Source organism: Bradyrhizobium sp. SZCCHNR1043 (genome assembly GCF_032489675.1).
Classification (GTDB): domain Bacteria; phylum Pseudomonadota; class Alphaproteobacteria; order Rhizobiales; family Xanthobacteraceae; genus Bradyrhizobium.
Genome location: NZ_JAUEYN010000001.1, coordinates 179,227 through 195,752, shown reverse-complemented (window position 1 = coordinate 195,752; position 16,526 = coordinate 179,227). Strand labels below are relative to the sequence as shown.

Annotated in this window: 15 protein-coding genes; 9 read left to right on the top strand and 6 right to left on the bottom strand. The window is 64.4% G+C overall.

Features of this window, described 5'->3' with window-relative positions; all coding sequences use genetic code 11:
* Nucleotides 1-71: 71 nt before the first annotated feature.
* The 4 genes from QX039_RS00700 to QX039_RS00685 all read right to left on the bottom strand — a co-directional run bounded on the left by QX039_RS00700 (nucleotide 72) and on the right by QX039_RS00685 (nucleotide 4,323).
* A complete protein-coding gene (locus QX039_RS00700; RefSeq protein ID WP_315758965.1) occupies nucleotides 72-1,160 on the bottom strand; it encodes an ABC transporter substrate-binding protein in 1,089 nt (362 codons plus the stop codon).
* Nucleotides 1,161-1,342: 182 nt separating this feature from the next.
* On the bottom strand, nucleotides 1,343-2,479 hold the full coding sequence (locus tag QX039_RS00695) for a TRAP transporter substrate-binding protein (RefSeq protein ID WP_409997703.1): 1,137 nt from the start codon (nucleotides 2,477-2,479) through the stop codon (nucleotides 1,343-1,345).
* Nucleotides 2,480-2,613: 134 nt separating this feature from the next.
* Nucleotides 2,614-3,744 carry an Mrp/NBP35 family ATP-binding protein gene (locus tag QX039_RS00690; RefSeq protein ID WP_315772876.1) on the bottom strand — a complete coding sequence of 377 codons (1,131 nt, stop codon included), beginning with the start codon at nucleotides 3,742-3,744 and terminating at the stop codon, nucleotides 2,614-2,616.
* Between the two features lie 132 nt (nucleotides 3,745-3,876).
* Complete coding sequence (locus tag QX039_RS00685) at nucleotides 3,877-4,323, bottom strand: VOC family protein (protein WP_315739613.1); 447 nt, start codon at nucleotides 4,321-4,323, stop codon at nucleotides 3,877-3,879.
* Between the two features lie 261 nt (nucleotides 4,324-4,584).
* Between QX039_RS00685 and QX039_RS00680 the strand changes: the two genes are divergently transcribed.
* The 6 genes from QX039_RS00680 to QX039_RS00655 all read left to right on the top strand — a co-directional run bounded on the left by QX039_RS00680 (nucleotide 4,585) and on the right by QX039_RS00655 (nucleotide 12,183).
* Nucleotides 4,585-5,454 (top strand): NAD(P)-dependent oxidoreductase, encoded by an 870-nt coding sequence (locus QX039_RS00680; RefSeq protein ID WP_315739612.1) that lies wholly within the window; start codon nucleotides 4,585-4,587, stop codon nucleotides 5,452-5,454.
* Between the two features lie 349 nt (nucleotides 5,455-5,803).
* The gene (locus QX039_RS00675) at nucleotides 5,804-8,203 is read left to right on the top strand and encodes a TonB-dependent receptor (RefSeq protein ID WP_315739611.1); all 2,400 of its coding nucleotides are present in this window, start codon (nucleotides 5,804-5,806) and stop codon (nucleotides 8,201-8,203) included.
* 7 nt (nucleotides 8,204-8,210) lie between these two features.
* On the top strand, nucleotides 8,211-9,641 hold the full coding sequence (locus QX039_RS00670; RefSeq protein ID WP_315739610.1) for a PepSY domain-containing protein: 1,431 nt from the start codon (nucleotides 8,211-8,213) through the stop codon (nucleotides 9,639-9,641).
* Between the two features lie 136 nt (nucleotides 9,642-9,777).
* Nucleotides 9,778-11,373, top strand: a complete 1,596-nt coding sequence (locus QX039_RS00665; RefSeq protein ID WP_315739609.1) for a HAMP domain-containing sensor histidine kinase — start codon at nucleotides 9,778-9,780, stop codon at nucleotides 11,371-11,373.
* A gap of 47 nt (nucleotides 11,374-11,420) precedes the next feature.
* Entirely contained in the window at nucleotides 11,421-11,618 is a 198-nt protein-coding gene (locus QX039_RS00660; RefSeq protein WP_315739608.1) for a DUF1289 domain-containing protein, read from the top strand.
* Nucleotides 11,619-11,646: 28 nt separating this feature from the next.
* A complete protein-coding gene (locus QX039_RS00655; RefSeq protein ID WP_315739607.1) occupies nucleotides 11,647-12,183 on the top strand; it encodes a TIGR02281 family clan AA aspartic protease in 537 nt (178 codons plus the stop codon).
* Between the two features lie 87 nt (nucleotides 12,184-12,270).
* Here QX039_RS00655 and dusA read toward each other — a convergent pair whose 3' ends face one another.
* Entirely contained in the window at nucleotides 12,271-13,269 is a 999-nt protein-coding gene (gene dusA / locus QX039_RS00650) for a tRNA dihydrouridine(20/20a) synthase DusA (RefSeq protein WP_315739606.1), read from the bottom strand.
* Between the two features lie 110 nt (nucleotides 13,270-13,379).
* On the opposite strand from dusA, the gene QX039_RS00645 reads away from it, so the two are divergent.
* Together QX039_RS00645 and QX039_RS00640 are read left to right on the top strand one after the other, a co-directional pair.
* The gene (locus QX039_RS00645) at nucleotides 13,380-14,180 is read left to right on the top strand and encodes a hypothetical protein (RefSeq protein ID WP_315739605.1); all 801 of its coding nucleotides are present in this window, start codon (nucleotides 13,380-13,382) and stop codon (nucleotides 14,178-14,180) included.
* Nucleotides 14,167-14,352, top strand: a complete 186-nt coding sequence (locus QX039_RS00640) for a tyrosine-type recombinase/integrase (RefSeq protein WP_315739604.1) — start codon at nucleotides 14,167-14,169, stop codon at nucleotides 14,350-14,352. The genes QX039_RS00645 and QX039_RS00640 overlap by 14 nt, the downstream gene beginning before the upstream one ends.
* Nucleotides 14,353-14,849: 497 nt before the next feature.
* On the opposite strand, the gene QX039_RS00635 is transcribed toward QX039_RS00640, so the two are convergent.
* Nucleotides 14,850-15,263 carry a hypothetical protein gene (locus QX039_RS00635; protein WP_315772874.1) on the bottom strand — a complete coding sequence of 138 codons (414 nt, stop codon included), beginning with the start codon at nucleotides 15,261-15,263 and terminating at the stop codon, nucleotides 14,850-14,852.
* Between the two features lie 108 nt (nucleotides 15,264-15,371).
* On the opposite strand from QX039_RS00635, the gene QX039_RS00630 reads away from it, so the two are divergent.
* The gene (locus tag QX039_RS00630; RefSeq protein ID WP_315772872.1) at nucleotides 15,372-16,307 is read left to right on the top strand and encodes a LysR family transcriptional regulator; all 936 of its coding nucleotides are present in this window, start codon (nucleotides 15,372-15,374) and stop codon (nucleotides 16,305-16,307) included.
* The last annotated feature ends 219 nt before the right edge of the window (nucleotides 16,308-16,526 follow it).

The window sequence follows — 16,526 nt, the reverse complement described above, 5'->3', positions numbered from 1 at the left end:
CGCCGAAGCAATCCAGGGGCACGCGCGCAGCCCTGGATTGCCTCGCTGCGCTCGCAACGACGGAATCTCGCTCAGCTCTGCGACCGCCGGGCCATGAAGTTGTCGTAGCCGACCTCGGCGACCTGGAACCAGGAATAGCCCGCACCCGAATAGGCCGTGAGCGAGTCCAGCGCCTTCTTGAAGTTTGGATTGCCGGCGGCGACCTCGGCATGCAGCTCCTTGGCGGCCTTGAACGAGGCTTCCATGACCGGGGCCGGGAACGGATGCAGCTTGGCGCCGCCGGCGATCAGCTTGCGCAGCGCCAGCGGGTTGGCGGAATCGTACTTGGCCATCATCCAGTTGTTGGAGTAGTGGCCGGCCTGCTCAAGCAGCTTCTGATAGTGCTTGGGCAGCGCGTTCCACTTGTCGAGGTTGATCATGGCGAGCAGCATCGGCCCGCCCTCCCACCAGCCGGGGAAGTAGTAGTGCGGCGCGACCTTGTAGAGGCCGAGCTTCTCGTCGTCATAGGGACCGACCCATTCGGCGGCGTCGATCGTGCCCTTCTCCAGCGCCGGATAGATGTCGCCGCCGGCGATCTGCTGCGGCACCGCGCCGAGCTTCTGCAGCACCCGCCCGGCAAAACCGCCGATGCGGAATTTCATGCCGTTGAGATCGTCGACGGAGTTGACCTCCTTGCGGAACCAACCGCCCATCTGGCAGCCGGTGTTGCCGGCCAGCAGCGAGGTGACGTTGTAGCTCTTGTAGAACTCGTTGAGGATCTCCTTGCCCCCGCCCATCAGGTACCAGGCCTGGTTGATGCGCATGTTCGGGCCGAACGGCACCGACGAGCCGAAGGTGAAGGTCGGGTCCTTGCCGAAATAATAGTAGGACGCGGTGTGGCCCATCTCGACGGTGCCGTTCTGCACGGCGTCGAGCACCTGCAGGCCGGGCACGATCTCGCCGGCGGCGAAGGTCTGGATCTGGAATTTGTTGTCGGTGGCCTCACCAATCATCTTGGCCATGATCTCGGCGCCGCCATGCAGCGTGTCGAGCGATTTCGGCCAGCTCGTGGTCATGCGCCATTTGATCTCCGGCATCGATTGCGCGATCGCGGGCGATGCGATCGCGGCGGCGCCTGCAGCGCCGAGCCCGGTGACCTTGATGAAGTCTCTCCGCTTCATGCTCTTTCCTCCCTTGTGGTGATTGTGTTCGTTTCCTGGGCAGCCTTCTTGCGAGGCTTAGTTCCAGTGTGGATCAAAGTGCGTCGGAGTGCCATTGCAAAACGATGTCGCAATGCAACGCAAAAGCCCGGCCTCTTGCGAGGCCGGGCTCAATGTCTATCCGCCGATCGAAATGCTGAAGATCAGCCGCGGGTGCGCGAGCGGATCATGAAGCTGTCGTAGGTGTATTCGGCGACCTGCCACCACAGATATTCGTCCGAGCGGTAGGCCTGCATGGCATCGATCGACTTCTTGAAGTCGGGATTCTTGGCCGAGATCTCGCCCCAAAGCTCGTTGGTCGCCTTGAGACAGGCTTCCAGCACCTCGTTGGTAAACGGGCGCAACTGGGTACCGCCGGCGACCAGGCGCTTCAGCGCCGACGGGTTCTGCATGTCGTAGCGCGCCGCCATCCAAGTGTTCGCGGCCATGGTCGCGTTGGTCAGGATCGCCTGGTAGCTCTTGGGCAGCGAATTCCACTTGTCCAGGTTGGTGTAGGCATGGACGGTCGGACCGCCTTCCCACCAACCCGGATAGTAATAGTACTTGGCCACCTTCTGGAAGCCGAGCTTCTCGTCGTCATAGGGGCCGACCCACTCGGCCGCGTCGATGGTGCCCTTCTCCAGCGCCGGGTAGATGTCGCCACCGGCGAGCTGCTGCGGCACGACGCCGAGCTTCTGCAGCACCTGGCCGGCGATGCCGCCGATGCGGAATTTCAGGCCCGAGAGGTCGGCGGCGGTCTTGATCTCCTTGCGGAACCAACCGCCCATCTGGGTGCCGGTGTTGCCGCAGGGAAAGCCGATCACGCCGAACTTCTTGTAGAACTCGTTGGCGAGCTCGTTGCCGCCGCCCTGATACAGCCAGGAGTTCTGCTGCCGGGCATTGAGGCCGAACGGCACCGAAGCGAAGATCGCGAAGGTCGGGTCCTTGCCGACGTAGTAATACGACACCGTGTGGCACATCTCGACGGTGCCGTTGGCGGTCGCGTCCAGCGCCTGCAGGCCGGGAACGATTTCGCCGGCCGCGAACACCTGGATCTGGAACTTGTTGTCGGTCATTTCGGCGACGTACTTGGCCAGCTCGGTGGCGCCGCCATAGATCGTGTCGAGCGACTTCGGGAAGCTCGAGGTCAACCGCCACTTGATCTCGGGCGACGACTGCGCGATCGCCGGCGAGGCGATGGCCCCCGTCGCCGCGGCACCGGCGGCCGAAACCTTCAGAAAATCACGACGCTTCATATTAGGGCATCTCCTTGTTGGGGGCGTTTCCCGTTGAAAAAGCATTTATCCGCCGATGCGATTGGCCGCACACGGTCGAAGGCGATCCGGGCCGGGCTTTAGCACGGAACCGGTTAAGCGAAAACGCGACGTTGGAATGACAAACGGTCCAATAGTCGCACGCGCTTCGCTGCAGTGCATCAAGCAGCGGCGATGGCGTCCTTGAGCTGATCCCGCACCGACGCGGCGATGCTCCGGTAGATCGCGGCATGCGGACCCTTCGGCTCGCTCTCGACCAACGGGTTGCCGGCGTCCGACGTCGAGCGGATGTCCATGTGCAGCGGGATCTCGCCGAGGAACGGCACGCCGAGCCGCTCGGCCTCGTGGCGCGCGCCGCCATGACCGAAGATGTCGGACCGGGTGCCGCATTGCGGGCACTGGAAGTAGCTCATGTTCTCGATGATGCCGAGCACGGGCACGTTGACCTTGCGGAACATCGCAAGCCCGCGGCGGGCGTCGATCAGCGACAGGTCCTGCGGCGTCGACACGATCACGGCGCCCTTCAGCGGCACATTCTGCGCCAGAGTCAGCTGGGCATCGCCGGTGCCCGGCGGCATGTCGACGACGAGCACGTCGAGCGTACCCCAGGCGACGTCGCGCAGCATCTGGTTGATGGCCGACATCACCATCGGGCCGCGCCAGATCATCGGGCTGTCCTCGTCGACGAGAAAGCCGATCGACATGATCGACAGGCCGAACCGCGACAGCGGAATCATCTTCTTGTCGTCGGTGAGCTTGGGCTTTTCCTGCAGGCCGGTCAGTCGCGGCACCGAGGGGCCGTAGATGTCGGCGTCGAGCAGCCCGACCTTGAGGCCGAGATCGCGCAGGCCCAGCGCGAGATTGATCGCGGTGGTCGACTTGCCGACACCGCCCTTTCCGGAGGCGACGGCGATGACCGCCGCGATGCCCGGGATCGGAGCCTGCCGGGACATCGGCGAGTCGGCCGGATGCTGGTGCTGATGCGGACGATGCGCCGCGACCGGCTGCACGCCGCCCTGCCGCGGCGGCGGGGCGGCAGCGCCCGCCTTGCGCTCGGCGGTCAGCGCGATCATCGCCATGGTCACGCCGGGAATGGCGCGCACGGCGGCTTCGGCTTTCGCGCGGGTGTCTTCCCAGGCGCGGGCCTCGCTGGCCTCGACATTGATCGAGAAGAACACCTTGCCGTCATTGGCGGTGATCGGCGACAGCACGCCGGCGTCCGGCAGCGCCACGCCGCGTGGCGAGCGGACCCGCTTGAGTGCCTCGATAACCTGCTGCTGCGTCACGCTCACGGCGCGTCTCCTGAAGAAGTTCAGAACGCGCCACATCGTCGCGCCCTATCCTGTTGACCGGACATGATCTTCCGTCGTCCGCGACGGGACCGCCCCGGCCCTGCGTTGCGCTGCTTCATAAGGCCGGCCGGCTCAAAACGCCACCTTGGTTCCGATGTCGCCGGCGGTCTCCACCGGCGCGTCGTCGGCCTGCTCCTTGGCCGCCTCGTAATTGAGCTCGATCGTTACGCCGTTGGGGTCGCGCACGAAGATCTGCCACAGGTCCCCACCCGGCACCTGCCGCGCGTCGAACGGCATGCCCTTGGCGACGAGCCGCGCCTTCATGCCGGCAAAGCCGCGGCTGACAAAGGCGACATGGTGGACGACGCCAGAGTCCGGCTTCTGTGCCTCCGAGGTCGGCGAGATGTCGACCAGGTGCACCACCGGGCGGCCCTCGCTGTACATCCAGGCGCCGGGAAAGGCGAAGTTCGGCCGGGCGCCGTTCTCGAGCCCAAGCACGTCCTCGTAGAAGCGCACGGTCTCGGCGAGGTTGCGGGTCCGGATGTTGAAATGATCGAGCACGCCGACGCTGACGCCCATGCGAGATACTCCCTGGCTGGTTCGTTGGTTGACTGGATTTCGTTGCCGGATGACGGCTTTGCAAGCCGTCATGATGATGCCTCTTTAGCACGGGCGGACGTTTTCGCATCCGTCACGAAGCCGTTGCCCCTGTTTCGCAAGCGGCTATGGTGCGGCGTCCAGCGCCGCCGCCGGAACCCGGCCGGCCGCTGATGTTTTCCGTCAAGAACGGCCCGGCCCTCTCAAGGCTGTCGGCAGAACCCCAAGGTCAAGGTAGCTCATATGGCTAAAGTCGCTTTCATCGGTCTCGGCGTCATGGGTTTCCCCATGGCAGGACATCTCGTGAAGAAGGGCGGTCACGAGGTCACGGTCTACAACCGTACCGCGGCCAAGGCGAAGGAATGGGCTGACAAGTTCGGCGGCAAGACCGCCGCGACGCCGAAGCAGGCCGCCGAGGGCCAGGACTTCGTGATGTGCTGCGTCGGCAACGACAACGATCTGCGCGCGGTGACCATCGGCCCGGACGGCGCTTTCGCCGGCATGACCAAGGGCGCAACCTTCGTTGACCACACCACGGCCTCGGCTGAAGTGGCACGTGAGCTCGATGCCGCAGCCACCAAGGCCGGCTTCAAATTCATCGACGCGCCGGTGTCCGGCGGCCAGGCCGGCGCGGAGAACGGCGTGCTGACGGTGATGTGCGGCGGCACCGCGGACGCCTATGCGGGCGCCGAGCCGGTAATCGCGGCCTATGCCCGGATGTGCAAGCTGCTGGGACCGGCGGGCTCCGGCCAGCTGACCAAGATGGTCAACCAGATCTGCATCGCCGGCCTCGTGCAGGGCCTGTCCGAGGGCATCCATTTCGCGAAGAAGTCGGGCTTGGACGTGCCCGCCGTGATCGAGACCATCTCCAAGGGCGCCGCCCAGTCCTGGCAGATGGAGAACCGCTACAAGACCATGAACGACGGCAAGTATGACTTTGGTTTTGCGGTGGAATGGATGCGCAAGGACCTGTCGATCTGCCTCAGCGAAGCGCGCCGCAACGGCGCCCATCTGCCGGTGACCGCGCTGGTCGACCAGTTCTATTCCGAAGTCGAGAAGCTCGGCGGCAAGCGCTGGGACACGTCGAGCCTGCTGGCCCGCCTGGAGAAGTAATCCGCGATCGCGATCCGATGAACGTGCCGCCGCTCGCTTCGAGCGGCGGCACGTTTATTTCTGCCCCGTGACGACCAACTGGCTCGTCACCGCCGTCGGCCGGGACCTCGCGCGCCCTGTCTGACCCGTATCAGCCGGCGCCGTTGCGCACCCTCCGACTCGCTGATACCCGTTGCAATCGCCAATCGTTCGCATGTGTTGCCGAACAGAGACAGGCTTGACCAGAAGAGAGGATATGTAATGTTATAACATTACATGTTTTACGCTCTGCGTTAGCTCTCGTCCCGGTCACAAGAGCGCTGGAGGGGGCGCGGACACCGGCATGGCCGGACCGCGTGGGGGAATCGGAATGAGTATGCGGGACGTCCAGGGTTTGATTGCGTTGGCGGGACTCGTTGCGGCGGTCTTCTGCGCAGCTGTTCCGCTGGCCCGTGCGCAGCAGGCAGCAAATCCTGGCGTGAGGCCGGCGGCCGACACGCTGCTGCCAAACGTCACCGTCGATGCGCCGCGCCAGCGACAGGCTGCCGGCCGTTCGCCGTCACCGGTCAGAACAGCCAGCGGGACGGTGCACCCCATGCCCCGAGGCACAGCGACGCCATCGCCGGCAGCCGCGCCATCGCCCCACGCGTCCGCCTCCCCAGCGGCGACGCCACTCAACGGCAATGCGGCTCCGGCGGTCGGCGGCCGGCTGGGCCTGATCGCGCGCGAGGCGCCGGCATCGATCGAGGTAATGGGCGCAGCGACTCTGCGCGAGCAGGGCTATCACACCACCGTCGATGCGGTGAAAGGCGCCACCGGCGTCAGCGCTGGCGATGCGCCGAACGATGTCGGCTATGCCATGCGCGGCTTTCAGGGCAACCAGGTCAACGTCCTTTACAACGGCATCAACATCGGGCCGACCGGCTTCACCGCGCTGACGATGGAGACGTTCAACCTCGACCGGGTCGAGTTTCTCAAAGGCCCCTCCTCGCTGATCTCCGGCCAGGGCGCGGTCGGCGGCACCATCAACTTCGTGACCAAGGCGCCGCACAACGGACCGGTCCAGACCGAGGCTTTCATAGGCTTCGACCAGCGCGGCACGTTCCGCAGCGGCTTCGACTCCGGCGGCAGCACCGCGATCGAGGGCCTCGACTATCGCTTCGACATCAGCCGAACCAGGGAGGTCGGCTTCATCGACGACACCGAGTTCAAGAACGTCCATGTCTCGGGCCAGCTCGACTACCGACTGTCCGACAGCTTCAAGACCTTCTTTGCCGCCGAGTTCAAGGACTACAAGGCCAAGCCCTATGAGGGCACGCCGCTGGTGCCGGTGGCCTCCAGCGGCGCCAATGCGACCAGCGGCATCGTGTCGGGCACCAAGGTGTCCGCCTATAATGGCACCGATCTCGGCGCGGTCACGATCGACGGCCGCACGCTATCGACCAACTACAACGTGATCGACGGACACAAGACGATCAAGGAGTCCTGGGTTCGCAGCGGCTTCGAATGGGACCTGAACAACGCCGTCAAGCTGCGCAGCCAGATCTACAACTACAATGCCAGCCGCGACTGGTACAACAACGAGGTCTCGGCGTTCAACGCGACCACCAACACGGTCGATCGCGAGCGCTTCTTCGTCCACCACAACCATAACATGGTCGGCAACACCACCGACATGACCTGGAACGGCAGCATCTTCGGCCTTTCCAACCGTCTCGTCACCTCGGTCGAGAGCTCCCATACCGACTTCACGCGGCCCGGCGCGGCGAACTTTCCCGGTGACTCGGTCCCCCTGGTCGGCTTCGACCGCGGTGTTTATGGCCAGCTCGGAACGCAGTTGCAGACCGCCACGATCGACAGCGTCGCCCTGAACCTCGAGGACCGGCTGAAGCTCACCGATACGTTCGCCCTGGTCGGCGGCCTGCGCTACAATCCGTTCTCGCTCGACCGCAACTCGGTCGACAGGAATGGCGCGGTGAAAAGTGGCTTCCCCTATTCGAAGAGCTGGCAGCCTGTCACCGGCCACATCGGCTACACGTGGGAGGCACTACCCGGCACCACCTTCTACAGCCAATATGCGACGGCCACCGACATCTCGGCCGACAGCATCTTCATCTTGAGTCCGACGCAGAACCTCGCGCTGTCCGACTCCCGCAGCTACGAGACCGGCGTCAAGCAGCTGCTGTGGAACGGGCGCGCGGAGTGGACTTTGTCGGCCTTCGACATCGCGCGCAACAACGTCTACAGCGCCCAGGCCGGCCAGCAGCTCAACCTCGCCGGCAAGGTGAAATCGCAGGGCATCGAGGTCGCGGCCGCCGTGCGGCCGACGCCGGAGAGCAAGCTATGGGGCAACGTCGCCTATGTCCGCGCCCGCTATGCCGACTATGATCTCGCGGGCGGCGGCTCGTTCTCGGGCAACACGCCGCCTAACATTCCCGCCATCATCGTCAATGGTGGCGGCTCCTACCGCTTCCTCAATCCCGGCTGGTGGCCGGTCGAGCTCGGCTTCTCGGTGCGCCATGTCGGCGATCGATGGAGCACCGATGCCAACACGGTGAAGCTAAACGCCTACACCACCGCCGACCTGTTCGCCTTCGTCGATCTGCCGAAGGTGCCGATGTTCGCCACCGCGACCAGCACGCGCCTCGCCTTGCGCATCCGCAACGTCACCGACAGGCGCTACGCGGCCTGGAGCGATCCGTTCTATCCCGACCAGATCTTCCTCGGCGCGCCGCGCACCTACGAGGTCGAGGCCTCGTTCAAGTTCTGATGACAGCATGATCCAGGCGCTGATCCTCATGCACCGCTGGTTGAGCATCCCGCTCGGTCCGCTGTTCGTGCTGTGGTTCGCGACCGGGATCGTGATGCACTACGTGCCATTCCCGGCGCAGACCGAGAGCGATCGCTTCGCCGCGCTGCCGGTGCTCGACATCGCCGTGTCGCTGCGCAGTCCCGCGGAGGCCCTCGCCGCTGGTGGCATCGATCATCCCGCCCGCATCCGGCTGTTTCAGCGCGTGGATGGTCCGGTCTATGTCATCTCGGCCGCCGGCCTCAGCGCGGCCTTTCATGCCGACACGCTGGCCGCAGCCGACGTGAACGATCCCGGTCTCGCACTATCGGTGGCACGCGCAGCAGCCCAGCGACGCGGGCTCGAGGCCGATCGCGCCGCCATCGCAGCGCTGGACAGCTACGATCAATGGACGGTGCCGAACCGGTTCGATGTGCATCGTCCGCTGCACCGGATCGCGCTCCACGATCCCGACGGGACCGAGCTGTACGTGTCGTCGAAGACCGGCGAGGTCGTGCTCGACACGACACGCTTCGAACGCGCCTGGAACTACGTCGGCAGCGTTGTCCATTGGATCTATCCAACCGTCCTGCGCAAGGACTGGGCGGCCTGGAACGTCGTCGTGTGGTGGCTATCGCTCGCGGCCGTCATCGCCGCCGTGACCGGCGCCCTGCTCGGTCCGATGCGGCTGCGACCTCGCGAGGCGCGGCTGTGCTCGCGCTACCGCGGCTGGCACCTGTGGCATCATTGGGCTGGTCTGCTCTGCATGCAGTTCGTGCTGACCTGGATGGTCAGCGGTTGGCTGTCGATGGACCATGGTAGGCTGTTCGCGACCGGCCATCTGACGCCGTCCGAGGAAGCCATGCTGGTCGGCACACCGGATTGGAGCCGCCTGACTGCGGTTGCACTCGCGGCGGTGCATGGCGAGGCTCGCGAGATCGAGTGGTTCGCCTTCGGCGGCCGCCTCCATCAGCGCACCCGGCGAGCGCCGGGCCAGCAGCAGATTTCGGTGCTGGACGGCGCTTCGGCAAGGATCATCGGACGCTTGCTGCAGCCGGCCGACGTCAATGCCGCAACGTCCCGCCTGGGCCACGATTGCGCGCGCTCGACCGAAGTCGAGCCGGGCGACGACTATCCGTTCGTCTCCGATGTGACGGGCGCGCCGGTCCATCGCGTGATCTGCGGCGACACCTGGTATCATGTCGACGCCGCCTCCGGCGCGGTGCTCGAGAAGCTCGATCCGTCCCGACGCGCCTATCGGTGGCTCTATCAGGCGCTGCACACGCTCGACTTTCCGGCCCTGCTCGCCCATGCGGCGCTGCGCACGGCTCTCATCGTCGGCCTTTGCGCGATCGGCCTCGTCTTCAGCATCACGGGCGTGGTGATCGGCTGGCGCCGCCTGCGAATGCAGCTCCGCTGAGCCTCGCACAATGGTTAATTTAACGCGCGGTTAACGCAAATTTTTCGTTGTCTATAATCCGTCTTAAGGATTTGGGCCCAGTTATAGACAATGCAGAAAGCAGCCCGTACCTCGCGGGCAGGATTTGTGTTGTTTGATGAGTAAACCCGCTGAAAAGCCTGAGGTCGTCGAGCTTCCGGCAGATCCGCCGGCGCTTGCACCGGCAAGCCAGCGCCGGGCCGCGCAGCAGCGGGTGCGCGAAGCGCGCGACCGGTTAACGTCGACATCGGGAACGCGTCCGGCCTTCGATCGCGAGCTGCTGCGCCAATACGCGCAGACCCGCATCTCCGCCTCCTACATCGTCGTGCTGCTGGTGGTCGCAACCGGCCTGATGCTGAGCGCCTGGCTCCATACGCTGGCGGCCGGCGCCTGGACGGCCGGCGTGCTTTGCATCCACGCTGCGATCGTCCGCAACTGCTCGAACTTTCTCGCCGACCAGCCGTCGATGGCGGCGACGCGGCGTTGGCGCACGCGCTTCGTGCTGCTCGACCTGCTCTACGGCGTGTGCTGGATGGCGATCCTGATCCACCCCGCACTCGCGGCGGTGTCAGGCACGCTGATGATGTTCCTGATGCTGCTGGTGATCGCCGTCTCCAGCATGCTCGCTGCCAACCTGCCCGTCGCAGCCGTCGCGGTCACCGCACCAGTCACGGTCGCGATCACCCTCAGCCTCGTGCTGTCGGGCACGTTCGACAATTACCTGCTGGCCGGATTCGCGGTCGCAGCAGAAGGCTATTTCGTGCTGCTCGCCCATCAGCTGCATTCGACCACGCTCGCCACGCTCGAAGCACGCGCCGAGAAGGACGCCCTGATCGGCGAGCTCGAGCAGGCCAAAGCGATCTCCGACGAGGCGCGCTACCGAGCAGAAGCGGCCAACGTTGCCAAGTCGCGCTTCCTCGCGCAGATGAGTCACGAGCTGCGCACGCCGCTGAACGCCATCCTCGGCTTTTCCGAGGTGATGAAGAGCGAGATCTTCGGAACGCACGCGGTGCCGGTCTACAAGGAATATTCGGCCGACATCCACAATTCCGGCGTCCACCTGCTCAACCTGATCAACGAGATCCTCGATCTCTCGCGCATCGAGGCCGGCCGCTACGAGCTCAACGAGGAAGCCGTGGCGCTCGTGCACGTGATCGCCGACTGCCATCATCTCCTGAAGCTGCGCGCCACGAGCCGCGGCATCACCATTCACGAGGTGTTCGAGCGGAAGATGCCGCGGCTGTGGGCGGACGAGCGCGCGATCCGCCAGGTCGTGCTCAACCTGCTCTCCAACGCCATCAAGTTCACGCCGCAGGGCGGCGACATCTGGCTCAAGGCCGGCTGGACAGCCTCGGGCGGGCAATATCTCAGCGTCAAGGACACCGGCTCGGGCATCCCCGAGAACGAGATTCCGATCGTGCTCGCCTCGTTCGGCCAGGGCTCCAACTCGATCAAGTCGGCCGAACAGGGGGCCGGGCTCGGCCTGCCGATCGCCAAGAACCTGATCGAGATGCATGGCGGCACGTTCACGCTGAAATCGAAGGTCCGCATCGGCACCGAGGTGATCGTCACCTTCCCGCCGGAGCGGGTGATGTCGGCGCTCGCTCCGCTGTCGGACGAGGCCCCGCCATTGCAGCCGGAGCATGCGATCGCCCCCGCTAAGGAGAAGCGCCGGGTGCGCAAGCCGATCATGAATGCCGGAACGGGACTGTGAGATGATTGCACTTGCACGACAGTGGCAGAACCTTTCAAACTCGCTCCATGAGCCAGGATACGCCCTGCATCGCCGTCTGCATGATCGACCCGAAGACGAAGCTCTGCTTCGGTTGCGGACGCACGCTGCCGGAGATCGCCCGCTGGGGCCGCATGTCGCGCGACGAGCGGCTGGCGCTGATGGACGGGCTGCCTTCCCGCATGCACGACGCCGGCCTGCCCGCGCTGGCGCGTCGGCACGACTGAGCGCCTCCGTGCCGACGGGAGGCGCGGCATGAACAAGATCGCGCTCGTTCTCGTCACCATGGTGCTCACCGCGGGCGCCGTGATCGTCTACAAGGATCCCGAGCAGGCGGCGCTCGCAAGCGACACCGTGTCGGAGGTTCTGCGCAGCCGCGTGCTCAGAGCCAAGGCGAGCCCTCCGACCAACGCGGTCGAGATCGAGCGCACCAGAGGCGGTGAGTTCGCGTTGCGCGCCAAGATCAACGGCGTCACCGCGCCGATGGTGGTCGACACCGGCGCCACATCGGTAGTTCTGACCTACGAGACCGCCAAGGCCGCGGGCCTGCCGCTCGAACTGCTCGCCTACGACGTCGACGTCGAGACCGCCGGCGGTCACACCAAGGCGGCGCGCCTGACCTTGGACCGGCTTGCGATCGGCAAACTGGTGGAACGCTCGGTTCCGGCCTTGGTAGTGCCGCACGGCCAGATGAAGACCAATTTGCTCGGCATGAGCTTCCTCGACCGGCTGGAGCGCTGGGAAGTGCGCTCCGACCGGCTGATGCTGCACGGCTTTCCCGACCGCAGCTGAGGCCCAGCGCCTCGTTGCAGCCCTGCCGGAGGAGAATGCGCTCGCGCGACAGACCGTCACCGAGTTGCTGCCGCCGGCCTGATCCGCTCAGGCGAGCGCCGCAACCGCCGGACGATCCTCGACCATTGCCATCGCCTCGCGCAGCACCTCGATGCCGGCGTCCGGCTTGACTCCACGTTCGGCAAGATGGCGGCGGAAGGCGCGCGCCCCCGGCACCGCATGATAGGCCCCGACGAGATGCCGCGTCATCGCGTGCAGCCGCGTGCCCTGCCCGAGCTGATGTTCGATATAAGGCTCCAGCGCCGCCAGCGCCTCTTGCATCGACAGATGCGGCGCGGCCTCACCGAACAGCATGGGATCGACATCGAGCAGCCGCCACGGCTCCTGATAGGCAGCTCGCCCGAGCATCACGCCATCGACATGCGCGAGATGACCTTGCGCAGCCTCGATGCTGCCGATGCCGCCATTGATGATGACCGGCACGTGCGGCAGCCTCGCCTTCAGCCGGTACACCCTGTCGTAGTCGAGCGGCGGGATGTCACGGTTCTCCTTCGGCGACAAGCCGTCCAGCCACGCCTTGCGCGCGTGCACGATCAGCGCGTCTGAGCCGCTGTCGACGACCGCATCCGCCAGCACATCAAGTGCGATTTCCGGATCCTGATCGTCGATGCCGATGCGGCACTTCACCGTGACGGGAATGCGAACGGCGCGCTTCATCGCGGCGACGCAGGCGGCGACGAGCGCAGGCTCGGCCATCAAACAGGCCCCGAAGCGGCCGTCCTTCACCCGGTCCGACGGGCAGCCGACGTTGAGATTGATCTCATCGTAGCCGAACTCCTCGCCGATCTTGGCTGACGTCGCGAGATCGCCGGGATCGGAGCCGCCGAGCTGCAGCGCCACCGGATGCTCGCTTCGATCGAAGCCGAGCAGCCGCTGGCGGTCGCCATGAATCACGGCGCCGGTGGTGACCATCTCGGTGTAGAGCAACGCCCGGCGCGACAGCAGCCGATGGAACACGCGGCAGTGCCGGTCGGTCCAATCCATCATGGGCGCCACGGCAAATCTATGTGATTGATATTGCTTCATTTTTCGAGCAAATTCAACTCGTTAGGTCGCCTCGTGTGCACTCTATTCTACGCCACAGCGCGATGTTTTTTTGGCTTTTTGCCGCCTCAGTGCACACGGAGCGCACACGCGTGGCAACTATCACCAGACTGAAATCCGGCTCTTGGAGAGCCCAAGTCCGACGAAAGGGGGAATATGTCAACGGGACGTTTCTCCGCCGAAAGGATGCCGAGGAATGGGCCATCGATATCGAGCGGCGGATCGATCGCCAAGAACCGACAACGACGCAAAAGTCCCGCGACGTCCAACTCTTCGGCGATCTCGTCACGCTTCATCGTCAAGATTTGGCCGAGGTGGGAAAGGACATTGGTCGCTCCAAAACTGCGAGCCTCATCTTCCTGAACGAAAGACTTGGGCATCTTCGTCTTCCAGAGCTTGATCGAGAGCGGTTCATCAAATTTGGAAAAGAGCGCGCGATGGAGGGGGTCGGCCCGGTGACCGTCGGTATCGATCTTGGATACATCAAAACGATTCTGTCTCACGCCGCCGCAGTACACGGCATCGTTGTTTCAACCGAACCACTCGACCACGCCCGGATCGCTCTTCGACGTCTCGGGCTCGTCGGAAAAGGCGATGAGCGCAACCGCCGTCCCACGCAAGACGAACTCGATCGTATTATCTCAGCGTTCGAATTAAACAGTCGGCAACAGATCCCAGTCGGTCGTGTGATCCGATTCGCGATCGCAACGGCTATGCGGCAAGATGAAATTGCAAGAGTCGAATGCGCGACTTCGACGCCGGCAACCGAATGCTCCTCATTCGCAATCGGAAAGATCCCCGAAAGAAGAAGGGCAACGATCAGCGAATTCCCCTGCAGGACGATCCGTTGGAACGGCATTTCGCCGTCAGTGCCAACAATTGAAGATCGATGACCTACATTTCCACGATCTGCGCCACGAAGGCACGAGTCGTCTTTTCGAGGCACGATTTTCCATTGAACAGGTTGCACTTGTCACCGGACACAAGGATTGGAAAATGCTGCGTCGCTACACGCATCTAAAGCCAGAGACTCTCCATTCCATCCGTTCGGTGCGGGTTGCCTGACAGGCGCCGAAAACAAGAAGAAAGTGAAAACTTCATCTGGAGCGATGAAAGGTCGAACATCGTACTCAGCTTGGAAGGGTTTCGGCATTTGAATACTTTCAAGGTGCGTTCGGACAAAACGCAGCTCTAGGCGCGATTGAACTGACATAGCTTTTCTGGATTGTCCGATTGATTGAAGCGGGCCCAAAAATCGCCCCTCGCCTACAGACCAGAGATAGTCACTATGCCTGAAAACATGGTTGGCGCGCCCGCGATCCAACATGTAGGAGCCACCATCTTGAGGCATCGGTGGTTCGAGTCGGGGGTCCGCTACATCGCTAGACCCACTATTTCGGAAGCCCTGTTTTCTTGTCGGCGGGCAGCCCAAATGCCAATGAACAAGTCCCAATCCCGGGGCCCGCGACACCAATTCTTGCGATCGGTGGAACGGATTCCCGGGCTCGTCGTAGCGTCACGTTTGGTTAAGGCGAATGCATAAGGCCGCCGCCTCAATGCGTTCACATCGCCTTGGCGAGCACGAACAACCGGAAATCCTCGAGCGCCGCGTGCCGATGCGGGGCGACTTCGCGCTGGTAGGTCTCGGTGTCGACGATCGAGCGGAAGGCGGCGAAATCGCCGTATTCATTGATCGCCGCTTCGTCCCAGCGTTTGCCTTGCGGGCCGACCAGGCTCGCCAGGACCGGCCCGGAAAACATCCGCACCAGCGGCTTACCGGCTGCGAGACGCCGGAAGGCCGGTCTATAGCGTTCGTTAAATGCTTCGCGGCCCGAACAGGGCGCGGCGTCGAAGCCGTCCTCGTAACGCGCATACGCGCGGTAGCGCAGCAGATTGAGCATGTAGACCGGCTGGCCGGGGGGAATCGCGCGCTCGGCGGCGTCGAGGGCTTGCAGCGTGATTTCGATGGCGTTCATGGGACTTCTCGCGGTTTCTAGCGGCGCAGCATGCGCGCTAACGCTCCCCATTTGGCCCATCGGAACGGCCTCTTGTAGCGACCCCGTCGCCATGACTATGTGGACTGAATGTCCACAACAGCCTTGCCTCCCGACCTCTCGCGTCTCCTCGCCTTCGTCCGCGTCGTCGAGGCGGGCTCCTTCGCCGAAGCCGCGCGGCGGGCGGGGACAACCACCTCGGCGATGTCCAAGGCGGTCGCCCGCCTCGAACAGGCTCGCGGAATACGGCTTTTGCATCGCACCACCCATTCGCTGGCGCTGACCGAAGAGGGCGAGCGGCTGATGGCGGCGGGACGCGCGCTGGCCGAAAGTCTCGATCGCGTCCAATCCGCGCTCGGCGAAGCCGCGCGTAACGATGGCGGACGGGTGCGAGTGACCGCCCCCGCCTCGTTCGCGCGTGCCTGCATCCTGCCGCGACTGCCTGCGTTCCTGCGGGAGCGGCCGGAAATCGAGATCGAGATCAAATTCCGCAACGAGATTCTTGATCTCGCAGCGGAAGGCGTCGACATCGCCATCCGCTCAGGACCCCTCGATCGCGCGCCCGGTCATCTGGCGCGGCGGCTTTGCACGTTCTCCTGGATCGCTTGCGCCTCGCCTGCCTATCTGAACGCGCGCGGCGCGCCGGCGACTCCATACGAGCTGTCCGAACATGACCACGTCGGCTTCCGCAATCCCGCGAGCGGGCAGATCCTGACCTGGCGCTTCACCGACCCGCGCGGCAAAAAACTCGTTCGCGTCGCGCCCAAGCCCAAGCACATTTGCGACGACGCGCACGCTTCGGTCGCTTTGATCGCGAATGGGTTCGGCATTGGCTGGGGCCCGGCATGGCTCGTCCACGACGACTTGCGCACAGGTCGGCTCGTCGAAGTGCTCGAGCCGTGGCGCGCGCCGGCGGAGCCCCTATGGATGCTGCGCACCTCGGACCGCCGGCCGCCCCTGCGCACGCAGCGCGTCATGGCGTTCCTCGCTACGCTTCCCGCCGCGTTCAGTGACAAATCGGGATGAGGCGTCGGCCGTCAGCTGGGCTTTGCGGTCGGCGCGTAGGACGCCAGCCGGCTTGGGAGGGGAAATCGGGGACAGACCACGATTTCCCCGGCTTCCTGGGCTTCCGCCTTGGCTCGGTCAGCAATCTGCAGCATGCCGGCAAGAACGGGCTGCGCGTCGTCTCTCAACTTCGTCCATCCGTGGTCAGTCAACATGCAGACTGGGCACATCCGAGTTTAC

What these genes read in the sequence shown, in the direction of transcription:
- QX039_RS00670 (WP_315739610.1), top strand. Translation starts at nt 8,211, where the DNA reads ATGATCCAGGCGCTGATCCTCATGCACCGCTGGTTGAGCATCCCGCTC.
- QX039_RS00655 (WP_315739607.1), top strand. Translation starts at nt 11,647, where the DNA reads ATGAACAAGATCGCGCTCGTTCTCGTCACCATGGTGCTCACCGCGGGC.
- QX039_RS00680 (WP_315739612.1), top strand. Translation starts at nt 4,585, where the DNA reads ATGGCTAAAGTCGCTTTCATCGGTCTCGGCGTCATGGGTTTCCCCATG.
- QX039_RS00685 (WP_315739613.1), bottom strand. Translation starts at nt 4,323, where the DNA reads ATGGGCGTCAGCGTCGGCGTGCTCGATCATTTCAACATCCGGACCCGC.
- QX039_RS00665 (WP_315739609.1), top strand. Translation starts at nt 9,778, where the DNA reads ATGAGTAAACCCGCTGAAAAGCCTGAGGTCGTCGAGCTTCCGGCAGAT.
- QX039_RS00700 (WP_315758965.1), bottom strand. Translation starts at nt 1,160, where the DNA reads ATGAAGCGGAGAGACTTCATCAAGGTCACCGGGCTCGGCGCTGCAGGC.
- QX039_RS00675 (WP_315739611.1), top strand. Translation starts at nt 5,804, where the DNA reads ATGAGTATGCGGGACGTCCAGGGTTTGATTGCGTTGGCGGGACTCGTT.
- QX039_RS00630 (WP_315772872.1), top strand. Translation starts at nt 15,372, where the DNA reads ATGTCCACAACAGCCTTGCCTCCCGACCTCTCGCGTCTCCTCGCCTTC.
- QX039_RS00635 (WP_315772874.1), bottom strand. Translation starts at nt 15,263, where the DNA reads ATGAACGCCATCGAAATCACGCTGCAAGCCCTCGACGCCGCCGAGCGC.
- dusA (WP_315739606.1), bottom strand. Translation starts at nt 13,269, where the DNA reads ATGAAGCAATATCAATCACATAGATTTGCCGTGGCGCCCATGATGGAT.
- QX039_RS00695 (WP_409997703.1), bottom strand. Translation starts at nt 2,479, where the DNA reads ATGCTTTTTCAACGGGAAACGCCCCCAACAAGGAGATGCCCTAATATG.
- QX039_RS00660 (WP_315739608.1), top strand. Translation starts at nt 11,421, where the DNA reads ATGAGCCAGGATACGCCCTGCATCGCCGTCTGCATGATCGACCCGAAG.